The 14,326-nt window shown below is 64.2% G+C and carries 10 protein-coding genes and 1 pseudogene; 6 read left to right on the top strand and 5 right to left on the bottom strand.

From position 1 onward, the window contains the following. Window positions 1-76 precede the first annotated feature (76 nt). Window positions 77-1,216, bottom strand: coding sequence for a cysteine desulfurase family protein (locus tag ACVWYI_RS19030; protein WP_456664550.1), 1,140 nt, complete (start codon window positions 1,214-1,216; stop codon window positions 77-79). 344 nt (window positions 1,217-1,560) lie between these two features. On the opposite strand from ACVWYI_RS19030, the gene ACVWYI_RS19025 reads away from it, so the two are divergent. Both ACVWYI_RS19025 and ACVWYI_RS19020 read left to right on the top strand, forming a co-directional pair. Further along, entirely contained in the window at window positions 1,561-2,208 is a 648-nt protein-coding gene (locus ACVWYI_RS19025; protein WP_007591562.1) for an alpha/beta hydrolase, read from the top strand. A gap of 8 nt (window positions 2,209-2,216) precedes the next feature. After that, on the top strand, window positions 2,217-2,729 hold the full coding sequence (locus ACVWYI_RS19020) for a DUF1697 domain-containing protein (protein WP_456662877.1): 513 nt from the start codon (window positions 2,217-2,219) through the stop codon (window positions 2,727-2,729). Window positions 2,730-2,733: 4 nt separating this feature from the next. Here ACVWYI_RS19020 and ACVWYI_RS19015 read toward each other — a convergent pair whose 3' ends face one another. The 3 genes from ACVWYI_RS19015 to ACVWYI_RS19005 form a co-directional block, all read right to left on the bottom strand. Next, complete coding sequence (locus tag ACVWYI_RS19015) at window positions 2,734-3,057, bottom strand: DMT family transporter (protein ID WP_456650191.1); 324 nt, start codon at window positions 3,055-3,057, stop codon at window positions 2,734-2,736. 10 nt (window positions 3,058-3,067) lie between these two features. After that, window positions 3,068-3,745 carry a glutathione S-transferase family protein gene (locus tag ACVWYI_RS19010; protein WP_456662876.1) on the bottom strand — a complete coding sequence of 226 codons (678 nt, stop codon included), beginning with the start codon at window positions 3,743-3,745 and terminating at the stop codon, window positions 3,068-3,070. Window positions 3,746-3,842: 97 nt separating this feature from the next. Beyond that, on the bottom strand, window positions 3,843-4,946 hold the full coding sequence (locus ACVWYI_RS19005) for an anhydro-N-acetylmuramic acid kinase (protein WP_456662875.1): 1,104 nt from the start codon (window positions 4,944-4,946) through the stop codon (window positions 3,843-3,845). A gap of 164 nt (window positions 4,947-5,110) precedes the next feature. Here ACVWYI_RS19005 and tyrS point away from each other — a divergent pair, with 164 nt between their 5' ends. The 4 genes and pseudogenes from tyrS (at window position 5,111) to ACVWYI_RS18985 (ending at window position 10,417) form a co-directional block, all read left to right on the top strand. Further along, entirely contained in the window at window positions 5,111-6,364 is a 1,254-nt protein-coding gene (tyrS, locus tag ACVWYI_RS19000) for a tyrosine--tRNA ligase (RefSeq protein WP_456662874.1), read from the top strand. A 57-nt stretch (window positions 6,365-6,421) separates the two neighbouring features. Further along, the gene (locus tag ACVWYI_RS18995; RefSeq protein WP_456662873.1) at window positions 6,422-7,705 is read left to right on the top strand and encodes an MFS transporter; all 1,284 of its coding nucleotides are present in this window, start codon (window positions 6,422-6,424) and stop codon (window positions 7,703-7,705) included. A gap of 219 nt (window positions 7,706-7,924) precedes the next feature. Next, complete coding sequence (locus ACVWYI_RS18990; RefSeq protein ID WP_456662872.1) at window positions 7,925-8,362, top strand: DoxX family protein; 438 nt, start codon at window positions 7,925-7,927, stop codon at window positions 8,360-8,362. Window positions 8,363-8,721: 359 nt separating this feature from the next. Further along, window positions 8,722-10,417, top strand: a pseudogene (locus ACVWYI_RS18985) (methyl-accepting chemotaxis protein). 53 nt (window positions 10,418-10,470) lie between these two features. On the opposite strand, the gene ACVWYI_RS18980 reads toward ACVWYI_RS18985, so the two are convergent. Continuing rightward, window positions 10,471-14,268, bottom strand: coding sequence for a YhdP family protein (locus ACVWYI_RS18980; RefSeq protein ID WP_456664549.1), 3,798 nt, complete (start codon window positions 14,266-14,268; stop codon window positions 10,471-10,473). Between the last annotated feature and the right edge of the window lie 58 nt (window positions 14,269-14,326).

Raw genomic sequence — 14,326 nt, 5'->3', positions numbered from 1 at the left:
TCAAACTCGGACGACTATTACGATGTTTCTTGGCGAGACGCACGCGCTTAGAACCATTCAAGCCGTGTTTCGTCGCTTATCCCTTAAGTAGGGTATTGCCGAGCTTTCGCCAAGCCTCTAACGCCCTGTTGATGTCATCCGGTCCCGTAGACCAGCCCAGACTGAGACGCACCGCTCCCTGGGCGACGGCAGCATCATACCCCATTGCCGACAGCACGTGAGACGGCTGCACCTTGCCCGAGGAACAGGCTGAGCCCGAGGATACCGCCACGCCTTCCAGGTCGAAGCCGATCACCGCGGTCTCGGCCTTCAGGCCGGGGGCCGTGAAGAGAACGGTATTTGGCAGCCGCTCAACGTCGTTCGAGAAGACGATCGCGCCCGCGACCCTGCGGATGCCATTTTCCAAGCAATCCCTGAGGGTTACCATCCGCTCCGCATCCTCCGGCAAAGCCTGAAGGGCGATCCTCACCGCTGCTCCGAAGCCGGCAATGCCGGCGACATTCTCGGTTCCCGCGCGCCGGTTGAGCTCCTGCCCGCCACCCCGCAGCACCGGTTCCAGTCCGGCCACTCCGTCGGCCACGACCAGCGCGCCGACGCCCTTGGGGCCGCCGATCTTGTGCGCAGAAAAGGTCGCAAGGTCCGCACCGATAGCCTTGATATCAAAAGGGATTTTTCCAAGGGCCTGGATTGCATCGACATGCAGGAGGCCCCTCGCCTCGTGAACGATCGCCGCGGCCTCGGCGACCGGCTGGAGCGCGCCCGTCTCGTTGTTGGCCGCCATGATGGATACCAGCGCCGGCGGGCCGTCACTGAGCAGCGCCTTCAAATGGTCGAGGTCGATCACGCCAGACCGCATGACCCGGATCTGACCGATCTCACCGGCCGGGAACCGTCCGCCTGCCAGCACCGAAGCATGTTCTATGGCCGAGACCAGCAGGCGCTCGACAGGCCGGCCAGACGGCCCCCGCAGGCCCGGCGACAGCGCCAGCGCGTTGGCCTCGGTTCCTGCGGAGGTGAAGACGACGTTCCGCGGCTGCGCGCCTAGGGCAGCCGCAAGCGTGGTCCGCGCCTCCTCGACCAACCGCCGCGCCTCCCGCCCCTCGGCATGGACCGAAGATGGATTGCCGATCAGTTCGTAGGCTGCGAGCATTGCGCTTCGCGCCTCTGCGCGGAGCGGCGTGGTCGCATTCCAGTCGAGGTAAATACGACTCGGCATGAGTATTATGTTACCATGCGGGTGGGTTGCTTCGCCCGCGCTGGTACCCGACATGGGGCCCCATGGAGCACTTGGCAATCTCGATTCCGAATCCCCATCGCGCGATGGCTCCGCCATGACGCGCTAACACCTTGAGCTCATTGGGCGATGTTCAAGATGCTTGCTTTTTGACCCTCGCCTCATGCTAGAACGCGCGCGTCAGTTCACCGCGCGCCGCTCGCGCATCATCCGAGGGCGCCCCGCTCCATACTTCCATTCGCGCTTCCGTCGGCGTCGCTGCCGATGAGGCTACAATCGGTTGATTGCTGAAGAGCGTCTTCAAGAGATCAATCAAGAGATCATCCATGCCCGAAGTTATTTTCACCGGCCCTGCTGGCCGTCTCGAAGGCCGCTATCACCCGGCCAAGCAGAAGAACGCACCGATCGCGATGGTCCTGCATCCGCACCCGCAGTTTCACGGCACGATGAATCATCAGATCATCTACCAGTGCTACTACGCGTTCGCGCATCGCGGCTTCTCGGTGCTGCGCTTCAACTTCCGTGGCGTCGGACGCAGCCAGGGCTCGTTCGACCACGGCACCGGCGAGTTGTCGGATGCGGCCGCGGCGCTCGACTGGGCGCAGACCATCAATCCCGAAGCGCGCGCCTGCTGGGTTGCCGGCTTCTCCTTCGGCGCCTGGATCGGTATGCAGCTGCTGATGCGCCGCCCCGAGGTCGAGGGCTTCATCTCGATCGCGCCGCCTGCCAACCTCTACGACTTCTCGTTCCTCGCGCCCTGCCCGTCCTCGGGCCTGATCGTGCATGGCGAGAAGGACGCGGTGGTTCCGCCCAAGGACGTCAACACGCTGGTTGAGAAGCTGAAGACGCAGAAGGGCATCGTGATCGACCAGCAGGTCATTCCCGGCGCCAACCATTTCTTCGACGCCAAGCTCGAGCCGCTGATGGAAACCATCACGGCCTATCTCGACATGCGCCTCGCCAACGTGCGCTGAGGCCTCAAATGGGCTCGTTCCTCGCCCTGCTGCGTGCCGTGAATGTCGGCGGCACGGGCAAGCTGCCGATGAGCGAGCTCAAGGCGATGTGTGAGGAGCTCGGCTTCGACGCCGTGCGCACCTACATCGCCAGCGGCAACGTGGTTTTTAACAGCCGCAAATCGGAATCCGCGATCAAGGCCGCGCTGGAAAGGCGACTGCACGCCTACGCCGGCGCGCCGGTCGGCGTCCTCGTGCGCAGCGGCGCCGAGATGGCAGAGGTCGCTGCTCAAAATCCGTTTCCGAAAATGGCGCCTAACCGCACGGTCGCGATCTTTCTCGACAAGGCGCCGCCCGCAGATACGCTCGCCGGCGTTCGCGGTCAGAAGGATGAAGAGGTCAAGCTCGGCCGCCGCGAGATCTATGTGCACTATGGCGATGGCATGGCGTCGTCAAAACTCGTCATCCCCGCCGCGAAGACCGGCACAGCGCGCAACATGAACACGATCGCAACGCTGGCGAAGATGGCCGCGGAGCTGTGACGGCTCAAGCCAGCTTGAGCGCGACGATTCCCATCAAGACGAGCGCGATGCCCGCAAGCTTCATCGCGCTCAAGGTCTCGCCGAACAGCACTACGCCCATGATAAAGGTGCCGGCTGCGCCGATGCCGGTCCAGACCGAATAGGCGACGCCGACCTCGAGCACCTTCAGGGCGCGCCCGAGCAGGACAACGAAGGCTGCGAGCAGCACGAGCGAGACGATGCTCCAGCCAACGCGCGTGTAGCCCTCCGCATATTTCATCGAGATCGCCCAGCCGACGTCCAGCACGCCGGCGATTACCAGCATGAGCCATGCCAATGACGATGACATAGGCGTGCGCTCAGGCCGCAAGCTTGAGCAGATGCGCGTCATGACGCACAAGGAAGGCGCGCAGCAATTGCGGATAGTCGGCGCCGACCGCGGTGCGAACGCTCGGACGGCTCGCCAGCGCGGCGCGCCACGCCCTCACCTTCGGCAGATCCTTGAAGATGCCGAGTTCGGTCAGCTCATCGAACACGTCGAAATAACGGAAGACGGGCGCGAACACCGCATCGACGAGGCTGAACGCATTGCCGGCGAAGAACGGGCCTGCGCCTAGCGCGGCCTCGACACGCGCGAACTTTGTCACGAGCGCCCGGCGTTTGGCTTCGAATGTTGCCGGATCGGTCGTCGTCTCCAGACCCCAGAGGTCACCGAGGGTCGCTGAACCGAACTCCATCCACGCACGATGCTCAGCGCGCGTCAGTGCCTCCGCCGGATGCAAAGCGACGCCGCCTTGCGTCTCCTCGATGTACTCGCAGATCACATTGCTTTCGAACAGCGCGACCTCGCCCTTGTCGGTCGTCACGACCAGCACCGGCACCTTGCCGAGCGGCGACAGCTTCAAGAACCAGTCGGGCTTGTTGGCGAGATCGATATCGACCCGCTCGAACGGCACGCGCTTTTCTTTCAGCGCGATCACCGCGCGCTGCACGTAGGGACAAAGCGTGTGGCTGATCAGTTTGAGCGAAGCGGTCATGGCAATGATCCCGGCAGTTGAATGCAACTGCATCCAATATAGATGCATTTGCATGCACCTGTCAAGTTCAATGCATTTGCATCAACCGCCTATGAGATCAGGGCCGCGCGATCACCCCGCCGGTCATCGGCATCGGCACGCCGGTGGTAGCCGGATAGGACAGCGGCAAGCCCTTCAAACCGCGCGCGGCGAGGAAGCCGAAGGCCTGCGCCTCGATGGCGTCGGAAGCCCAGCCGAGCGCCTCGGCGGCCTCGACAGTCGCGGACCCGACACGCTCCCGCAGCATCTGGAGCATGGTCCGGTTGCGGGCGCCGCCGCCGCAGACGATCCAGCTCCGCGGCCTGCGTGGCAGCAGGGGGATGACGCGGGCGATCGCCGCGGCGGTGAAGGCGGTCAGCGTCGCCGCGCCGTCGGCCGGCACCACCTCGCCGAGCTTCAGCGCGGCAAAGTCGTTGCGGTCGAGCGATTTCGGCGGCGGGCTTGCGAAGAACGGCAGCTCCAGCGCCCGCGCGATCCAGGCTTCGTCCACCTTGCCGAGCGCGGCGAACTTTCCTTCGGCGTCGAACGCCTGGTTCATGGTGCGGTACATGAAATCGTCGAGCAGCGCGTTGCCGGGCCCGGTGTCGCAGGCCATCAGCGTATCGTTGCCGTCGATATAGGTGATGTTGGATACGCCGCCGATATTGACCACCACGATCGGCCCCTCACGGTCCAGCGAGTTGGCGAGCGCCCGATGATAGACCGGCACAAATGGCGCGCCCTGGCCGCCGGCCTCGACGTCGGCGGCGCGGAAATCATGCATCACGGGAATATGGATTGCCCTGGCCAGCGCCGGCGCATCGCCGATCTGCACCGTCAGCCGCTTCTCGGGGCGGTGCAGCACGGTCTGGCCGTGGAATCCGACGATGTCGATGTCTTCCGGTTTCATCCGGTTCTGGGCGATAAAGGTGGCCACTGCCTCGGCGTGCACGAGCGTCACCGCGCGCTCGGCCTCGGCCAGAATTCCCGGCCGGGCATCGCGTTGCGCCAGGTGCACGGCCTCGCTCAGCGCCTGGCGCAGCAAATTGCGCTCCGCCGGGCTATAGGGCCGGTAGCCGGACGGCCCGAACGCCTTCACTTGCTTTCCGTCGGTTTCGATCAGCGCGACATCCACCCCGTCCAGCGAGGTGCCGCTCATCAAACCAAGTGCCGTCAACATCATGGATCAGCGTCCTCAAGAGAACCCCTCCGGCATGCCGATCTTGTGCCTGAGGGACACATCTTATAATGCCACAGGCCAAAGTGGCGGGCGGCAATCGAGTTCCCAAGTAGATCCTTAAATTGCCCCCAAAACAGTAAACCAAGAATTGTCAGGCACGCCGACAAATGACTGCATTCAAATCGGATTTCCTCAATACCCTGCAGGAACGTGGATTCATCCACCAGTGCTCCGATTTTGAGGGGCTGGACGCGCTCGCGGCCAAGGGCGAGGCGACGGCTTATGTCGGCTACGATTGCACCGCCCCCTCCCTGCACATCGGCAACTACCTGACCATGATGATGCTGCACTGGCTGCAGCAGTCCGGCAACAAGCCGATCACGCTGATGGGCGGCGGCACCACCATGGTCGGCGACCCCTCCGGCAAGGACGAGACGCGTGCGATCCGCACCGTCGCCGAGATCGAGGCCAACAAAGCCTCGATCCGCGGCGTGTTCGCAAAGGTGCTGCGCTATGGCGACGGCAAGAGCGACGCCATCATGCTCGACAATGCCGAGTGGCTGACCAAGCTCAACTGGATCGAGATGCTGCGCGACGTCGGCCGGCACTTCTCGGTCAACCGTATGCTGACGATGGACTCCGTGCGGCTCCGCCTCGAGCGCGAGCAGGAGATGAGCTTCATCGAATTCAACTACATGATCTGCCAGGCTTACGATTACGTCGAGCTCGCCAGACGCACCGGCTGCAGCTTGCAGATGGGCGGCTCGGACCAGTGGGGCAACATCATCATGGGCGTCGATCTCGGCCGCCGGATGGGCACCCACCAATTGTTCGCGCTGACGACGCCGCTGCTGACGACGGCGTCGGGCGCCAAGATGGGCAAGACCGCGCAAGGCGCGGTCTGGCTCAACGCCGACCAGTTCTCGCCGTATGATTTCTGGCAGTACTGGCGCAACACCGAGGATGCCGACGTCGGCAAATTCCTGAAACTGTTCACAACGCTGCCGATCAGCGAGATCAGGAAGCTCGAAGCGCTCGGCGGCTCCGAGATCAACGAGGCCAAGAAGGTGCTCGCCACCGAGGCGACCGCGCTCTTGCATGGCCGCGACGCAGCGAACGAGGCGGCCGAGACCGCGCGCCGCACCTTCGAGGAAGGCGCACTGTCCGAGAGCCTACCGACCGTGGAAATTCCGCGCGGCGAGTTCGACGGCGGCCTCGGCGTGCTCAACGCCTTCGTCAAGGCGGGCCTCGTTGCTTCCAACGGCGAAGCACGGCGCCAGATCAAGGGTGGCGGCCTGCGCGTCAACGACGAGCCCGTCACCGACGAGAAGATGACGCTCTCAGTGACCAACCTGACGCCGGAGGGCGTGGTCAAGCTGTCGTTCGGCAAGAAGAAGCACATCCTCATCAGGCCTGCATAGGCGTATGAGCTTTTCGCTGCTTGTCAGGGCGCGCCGAAGCGCGCTCCCTGATCGGCAATGAACCAGAACACGCCCAGGGAACGGTCCAAGGAACAGTCCAAGCAAGCGACCAGGGAACGCGTCACGGCGACGCCGCATGACGTCGCGCGCACAGCGCTGGTGGTGCTCGCGCTCTGCTTCACGCTCGCCGTGCTCGGCCGCGGCCTCAGCGAAAGCTTCACCGTCTTCCTGAAGCCGATCTCGGAAAACTTCGGCTGGGATCGCGCCCAAGTCGTCTCGATCTATTCGCTGACCTGGCTCGTCAGCGGACTGACTGCACCGCTGGTCGGGCGCCTGTTCGATCATTCCGGACCGCGCATCGTCTATGCGCTCGGTCTCTTGCTGCTCGGCTCGGCCTTCCTGATCGCAAGCCATGCGCAATCGCTCTGGCAATTCCAGCTATCAATCGGACTCTGCGTCGGCATCGGCGTCGCCTTCATCGGCAACGTACCGAACTCGATTCTGCTGGGCCGCTGGTTCGGCCCAAAACTGCCGACCGCGATGGCGGTCGTCTATTCGGCCATGGGTGGCGGCGTGCTGGCGCTGCTGCCGGCTTCGCAGCTTTTGATCGATCATCTCGGCTGGCGCGAAACCTACCAGCTGTTCGGCTTCGTCACGTTCGGCCTGCTGGTGCCGCTCATGCTGCTGCCATGGCGGCTGTTCGCCTCAGGCTCGCCGCATATCGCGAAGAAGACCGATCCGGATTTCGTCGATCACGGCTGGACGCTTCCGAGCGCAATGCGCCATCACGCCTTCTGGGCGCTGTTCTCGACATTCTTCTTCACTGCCGTTGGCATGTATGCGATCGCCGCGCAGATCGTGGCCTATCTGATCGACGCCGGCTTTCCACCGCTCCAGGCCGCGACCGCCTGGGGCTTTTCCGGCGTCGTGCTGGTGTTCGGCATGCTCGGCGTCTCCGCGCTCGACGGGCTGATCGGGCGTAGGCCGTCGGTGCTGCTGAGCTACGCGATCTCGATCCTCGGCATCTTCCTGCTGTGGCTGTTGCAGTACACCCCCAACATCATTGTGCTCTCCGGTTTCGTCGTCTGCTTCGGCAGCATGATGGGCTCGCGTGGACCGCTGATCACGGCAACCGCGATGAAGATTTTTCGGGGTAAGCGTGTCGGCACCATCTTCGGCACGATCTCGATTGGCAGCGGCCTCGGTTCGGCGTTCGGCTCCTGGAGCGGCGGCCTGATCCATGACGTTACCCATGGCTACAACGCGCTGCTCGCTTTCGCACTTGCGAGCGTGGTGCTCGGGATGATCCCGTTCCTGGTCGTACCCGCCTTGCGGCGGTAGGTCTCCTCGACGTAACCTGCATCCCTCGATGCCACCGGGAAATTACGTACGACTCACGAGGCCACGCGTGAAAAAAAATTCGACGCAACCGGAGTGAAGCGGCAAACTGCGGTGTTTTGTCCTACATGACGAAAATGTCAGCGCGGAATCGATCCCGGGTGGCTTGCGAGGCGGAACTGAATCCGCTCCAAGTCGCGCATTGGATGGAGGGACAAACCCATGAACTTTCCCTATCTCACTCGCTTTCAACCGGTTCTCTTGAGCCTGTTTCGCTTCGTCACCGGCCTCTTGCTGTTCCAGTACGGGATCGCCAAACTGTTCAAGTTTCCGGTGCTGCCCTACTTCGCGAACATCCCGCCGATCATCTACGCGGCCGGTACGATCGAGCTCGTGCTTGGCGCGCTCTTGATGCTCGGCCTGCTCACCCGCCTCGCGGCATTCATTCTCTCGGGTGAAATGGCGTTCGCCTACTTCATGGGCCACATGCTCAAGGGCGAAACGCCGGTGTTCCTGCCGCTGCTCAATGGCGGCACCGCGGCGATCCTGTTCTGCTTCGCCTGCCTCTACCTCTCGGCAGCCGGCGGCGGATCGGTCAGCGTCGATGCGGCAATAGGCAAGGAAAGCGATTCGACCGGCGGCGCATTCGCGCGGCGCTAAGGCTCCTAGTTATCTCGCAAGCAAGTCGGTACCGGCGGATTTGCCGGTGCCGGCTCAGCGCGTCCCCAGCACGTTCCAGATGAGAACGAGGGCCGCCACGAGCAGCAAGGACATGATGATGCGGTGAACGAATCGGTTCATCGGCCGTCCTGCCAAGCTCGATCACCACCAAAGTCTGAGAACGATATCCTTCCGCAAAAATACGGGTGCACGGCGATGCATGGCGTTTTGCCTGCACGCTTGCGCATAAGGTTGCGCAGCGGCTGTCCCGCAGCGGGTCGAGGCATGGCTGTGTTCATGAATGGTAAGAACTTCATGCTACCGATGCGAGCAATAACAACCATTTCGTAGAGGCTGCGATGAAGCTGCTGAGCCATCTGAAGATCCGCACCAAGCTTACCAGCATGGTCTGCCTCGCGGCTCTCACAATCACGGCCATCATCGCGGTATCGGCCTTCCTCAGCAAGAGCCGCATGATGGAAGACCGGGTCCAGCAGATGAAGACAGCGGTCGACATCCTCTACACCCTTGCCCAGTCGGTCCAGGACGACGTCACCGCCGGCAAGCTGACGCAGGCCGAAGCGAAGGCCCAGTTCCACATGCGCGGACGGCGCATGACATTCAACGGTAACCAGGGCTACCCGGTGGTCTATAACGCCGATACCTCGATCCTGGTGAACGGCGCGAACCAGCAGCTCGAAGGCAAGATCACGGGTGCAAAGGACTCCAACGGTGTCCTCATCGCAGATGCGATCATAAGTGCCGGCAACCAGACTGCTCAGGGCGGCGTAACCTCATATCTCTACCCCCGCCCCGGCCAGACGGAGCCCGTCCGCAAGACCGTTTTCACGCGCAAGTTTGCGCCCTGGAACGCCACGATCAGCTACGGCCTCTATGTCGACGACATCGACGCCGACGTCCGCGCGCTGACGCTCGAGCTTGCCCGGGATCGGCGTTGGCCTGATGCTGCTGATGGCGACGCTGTCCTGGCTGATCGCCCGCGACGTGCTGAGCGCGCTCGACCGCCAGAAGACCCGCATGCAGGAGATTTCCGAAGGCGCCATCGACAAGCCGGTCGAGGAAACCGGTCGCGGCGACGAGATCGGCCGCATGGCCGAGACCCTCGAAGTGCTCAGGCAGACCGCGCTGACGGCGCGTAACCTGGAGGCCGAGCAGGTCGCCACCAAGACCCGCAGCGAGCAGGAGAAGCGCGACGCGCTGATCTCGCTTGCCGACCGGTTCGATGCCTCCGTCGGCCAGCTCGTCGGCCTGATGGCCTCGGGTTCCGGCGAACTGGAGGTCACCGCCAAGTCGATGTCGTCGACCGCGGAAGGCACCAACCGCCGCGCCGCCGTGGTCGGCTCGGCCGCCACCGAAGCCAGCCAGCGCGTTCAGACGGTCGCGGCCGCTGCCGAAGAACTCTCCTCCTCCATCACCGAGATCAGCCGTCAGGTCGCGCAATCCGCCGAGGTCACCGGCCGCGCCGTGGACAGCGCACGCCGCACCGACACCATCGTGCGCGCCCTCTCGGACGGTGCCCAGCAGATCGAACATGTCGCCGAGCTGATCTCCAGCATCGCGGCGCAGACCAATCTGCTCGCGCTCAACGCCACCATCGAGGCCGCGCGCGCCGGTGAAGCCGGCCGCGGCTTTGCCGTCGTCGCCTCCGAGGTGAAATCGCTGGCGAGCCAGACCGCGGAAGCGACCCGCGAGATTGGTGACAAGATCGCGCAGATCCAGGGCGCGACCAAGGAGGCCGTGGACGCCATCGGTGGCATCACCGCCACCATCGAGGAAGTCAGCCGGATCGCGACCTCGATCGGGGCTGCGATCGAGGAGCAAGGCGCCGCCACCGCAGAGATCGCCCGCAGCGTCTCGCAGACCGCGGAGGCGACCCAGGAAGTCACCACCAATATCGGCGGCGTCAGCACGGCAGCGAACGAGACCGGCAATGCCGCAGGCATGGTGCTCGCAGCCGCCTCGAACCTCTCCAAGCAGGCCGAGCAGCTCTCCGGCGAAGTCGGGACGTTCCTGGCCGGCGTGCGCGCGGCGTAGGCTGACTCGGCGGCGGCCCGACCTGATCGCACTCGGCGAATCAGCCCAGCGCGTTATCGCCGCGCGACGCTGCAGCCGCTCGATAGTTGACGCGGCGATCCGGTCGAACCATCGTGCGACTGCGAGGGGAATTCCTCGAACGGCGTGTTCTGCTTGCCGGTGTTGAACTCGAAGATCTTGCGGAATACGCCCGGCACCATGGCCGAGACCGGATTGACGCGCATCACGGGCGCGGCCGGCGTGCCGACGACCTCGTAGGTCACGCCGATCAGTCCCTCTTTATCGCCACCACCCAGGAACAGCCCGAGTACCGGAATCTGTCCGAACATGTTGTTCAACCCGTACATCGGCACGAAGGTGCCGCTCATGCACACCTGGTTGCCGGGAAAGTCGATCGAGCCCTCGATGGTGGCGCCGACCATCGGACCCTTGACCACGCCGTCGCGGATTGTGAGCGCGCCGTTCTGCCGCGTGAACTCCGCGCGCAACGCCGTGAAGGCCACCCCGCTCTGCGCGCCGTTAGCAGCGCCCGCCGCGACGCGATCGAGCTGTTCCATTCCCTTGACCGAGAAGTCGCGCACGTTGATCAGGCCTTCTCTTGTCGTAGGCTCAGACGTCGGCGGCTCCATCGCCACCACCATCTGGCCGCCGAAGACCTTGTTGGTGGTGTCGGTGAAGCGCAGAAAGCTGCCGGCATCGTTGGTCTGGAGATAGATTACCTCACGGTTGCCCTGGGCGCGGCCGCCGCGCAAATCGGCCGCCACGGGCGTGTCTTTTCCGATCCTGCCGCTCAGCGTGAAGGCTTTGACCGCGCCGCTGCGGCGCGACATCTTGGCGTCGACGCTGCGCATCGCCTCGCCGTTGAAACCCATGACGGCGCCGAGCTTCACGTCGATGTCGAAATCGACGTTCTTCGTCTTGCTCTTGGCATCGTCCTTGGAATTTCCTGAGATCGCCGACTTCAGGAAGCCGCGGCCGTCGAATACGTCCCCGCGCATCGTGCCCTTGATCACGCCGTCCTGGCCTCGCTCCACCTTCAGCGACGCCTTGTCGCCGTCGGAGGGCGCGTAGGTCGGGAAGTTCGCGTTCATGAGGTCGCCGTTGGCATCGACCTCGAGCGCCCCTTTGATCGAGGCGCCGCCGCCTTCGACGACGATGTCCTCCAGACGCGTCGATTGCGCCGTCGGCACCACCTTGAAGCTGGCCTTGCCCGATTTGCCCGGCAGCTTGACCCAGCCGGGCAGGATGTTGTCGAGCCTGACCGAGGTCAGGTCGGCCTCGACGCCGAGCTTCGTCGTCTGGTCGGGCCCTCCTGCGATCTTGCCCGACAGCTTGATCGGCAGCGATCCGCTGACGGCGGGGCTCAGATCGAATCCGAGGCGCGCGCGGCCCGCATCGTCGAGCGTGGCCTGCAATTTGACGTCCGCATCGCCCTCAGCCGGCTTGCGGTAGTCGAGCGAGGCCGCCTGTCCGTTGATCTTGACGTCGCCCTTGACCTGATAGCCCTGGTTGTTCGCGACGATCTTGAGGTTGTTGGCTTCCAGCTTCTGGTTCATGACCAGCTTGTCGGCAGCAAATCCGTTGAGATCGGCGGTGACGGTATAGGTGGTGTCGGCCTTGGTCAGCTCGCCCTTGACCGGCAGGCCCAGCTGGATGTTCGCCGAGAACGTCCCTTTGCTGGTGTTGGGATCGATGGCGGTCGACGACAGATCGCTCAGGCGATCATTGGAAAGCATTTCGGCGGCCGCAGGCACTGGGCCATCGGCACGGAACCTGGTCCGCGACGGCGACGGCTTGGGAACCATATCAGGCACCTCGAACACGAAGTCGGAAATCGTGATCTTGCGGCCCGCCGGAGTATCGGCAATGCCCTGCCCGATATTCACGGTCGCGGTGCGCCCGGTCACGCGCGCCTTCAAATCGGCATCGTGCACCACCGGCATGCCATCCACGGGGCGAACCGCGACACCGCTTGCAACGATATTGACCGACAGGCCGTCGTCGGGAATGGGTGGACCCCTGCGCGGAAGATTCTTGACCGGCGAATTGACGCCGATCTCGATGCGCTGGAGCGTGCCACGCTCGATCCGCTCGATCACCCATTCGCGCAATTCGGGAACGACAAGCGTCGGCCACATCCGCTTGAGCGCGGAGGCCGACATCGGCGTCCCCGCAAAACCCAATGTCAGCCGCGGCTCGCCCGAATAGTCGATCGCACCGGTGCCGGCGACGCCGATCTCTCCGTTGGAGATATCGGCCTGCGTCAACAGCAGCCTTTTGTGGTCGGTGTCGAAGCGGAAGCCGATCGCAATCCGGTTGAAGACCAGCGGCGGCTCGTTGTCGATGCCGCCCAGCAGGATCGAACCGCCGCTGAAGCCGAGCTGCCAGTCATTGATGGTGCCGTTGGGCGGCTCGAGATGGGCCAGAAGGGTCAGGCGGTTCGCGCCCGACAGAATCTTGAACGGCGCGACCAACACCCGCCGGTTCGAATCCCACTCGACATTGATCTCGGCCGAGTCGATCGCCATCGGATAGTCGGGCGTGTCGGTGTCGATGATGTTGCCCGCGCCGATCGCAATCTTGCCGCGGAAGAATGTCGGCACGCCGTCGCGGCCGAGCTCGCCCTTGAGCTCGCCGGTCAGCGGCAGGTCGGCGGTATAGGTGAGGTCCTTCACCCGCAACGCCAGCAGGATGTTGGCGGTCGAGACCTTGTCGGCGCGGATATCGACCGAGCGCACGCCATTCTCGGCGGGGCCGATCGTGGCACGCAGCGACCACGGACGCGCGCCCTCCTCGCCGAGGCTGAGCGCGACGCCGCCACGGCTCGGCCGGCGCAGGCTGAGCGTGATGTTCTCAAACGTCCATTTGCTGCCGCGCTGCTGATCGTCAACGACCAGATTGCCGTTCTTCAGGCCGATCTCGTTGAGGTTCTGGCCGTCGAGGCCGGTCATGCTCAGACTGTCGAGCCAGTCGAGACCCTGAAGAATCCCACTCGGGGGCGTGGCCTGGGCAACGGCTTGCGATGCGTCCGGACTCGCAGGCACCGTTGCGAACGGCGGCGGTGGGCCACCGTTGCGCGGGAATGTCGGTGGCAGGCCCGCGTCCTTCTTGGAGGCGACGCCGGTTGCGAGCGGCTTTGCGGTGTCGCCGGCCGACACTGTGACGGTGCCGTCGGGCGCGATCCGGATCGCGAGCTCGGCATCGACGAGGTTGAGGCTTTCGGCGCGCAGGCGTCCCATCAGCAGACCCGCACCCGACAGCCTCACCTCAGCCTTCGGCGCGGTGGCGACAATGGCGTGATCCTGGTCGCGCACGACGATGTCACGGATACGCACGGCGATGCGGATCCGCCCGGTCCGCTCGATCTGCGTGCCGCCGACCTCAACCGTGTTGCCGTGGCCTATATTGTCCTCGATCGCCGCGGCGAGCCACGGCGTCGCAATGTCCAGATTGATGGGACCGGCGCCGAGCCGCCACCACAGCGCGCCGAAACAGCCGACGAAGATGACGGCCAGGGCACCGACGACCACGGCCGTACGCTTTAGCCAGCGCCCACCACCCAGCCAGCGGCGCAACCTCCCAAACCCGTCACCGAAACGATGGAAGCCCGAACTGGAACGCGACAACAGCCGGCGCGCCCGATGGCCCGCCGCCGCTTCCTGATCAGAATCCCAATCGGCGTCGTCCCATTGCTGCGACTCTTGTTGGCCGCCGCGCCGATCCAAATCCCGATTGTAGTCCTGGGGCGACGTATTCCTTGCCATTGCCTCTCGATACAGGCGCCCGTCGTGGGATTGAGCGCCGCCAGGACCGCAGCCGTCGACCGGAAGCGAAGCTCCCTGCGCCGGCATTGCCGCCATACCTCGAATGTTCCTGCTGTTCGTCATTTCGCCCCGGGAGCGCGTTCAA

The sequence above is a fragment of the Bradyrhizobium sp. LB13.1 genome (genome assembly GCF_054056815.1).
This window is presented reverse-complemented; position numbering and strand designations above follow the sequence as displayed.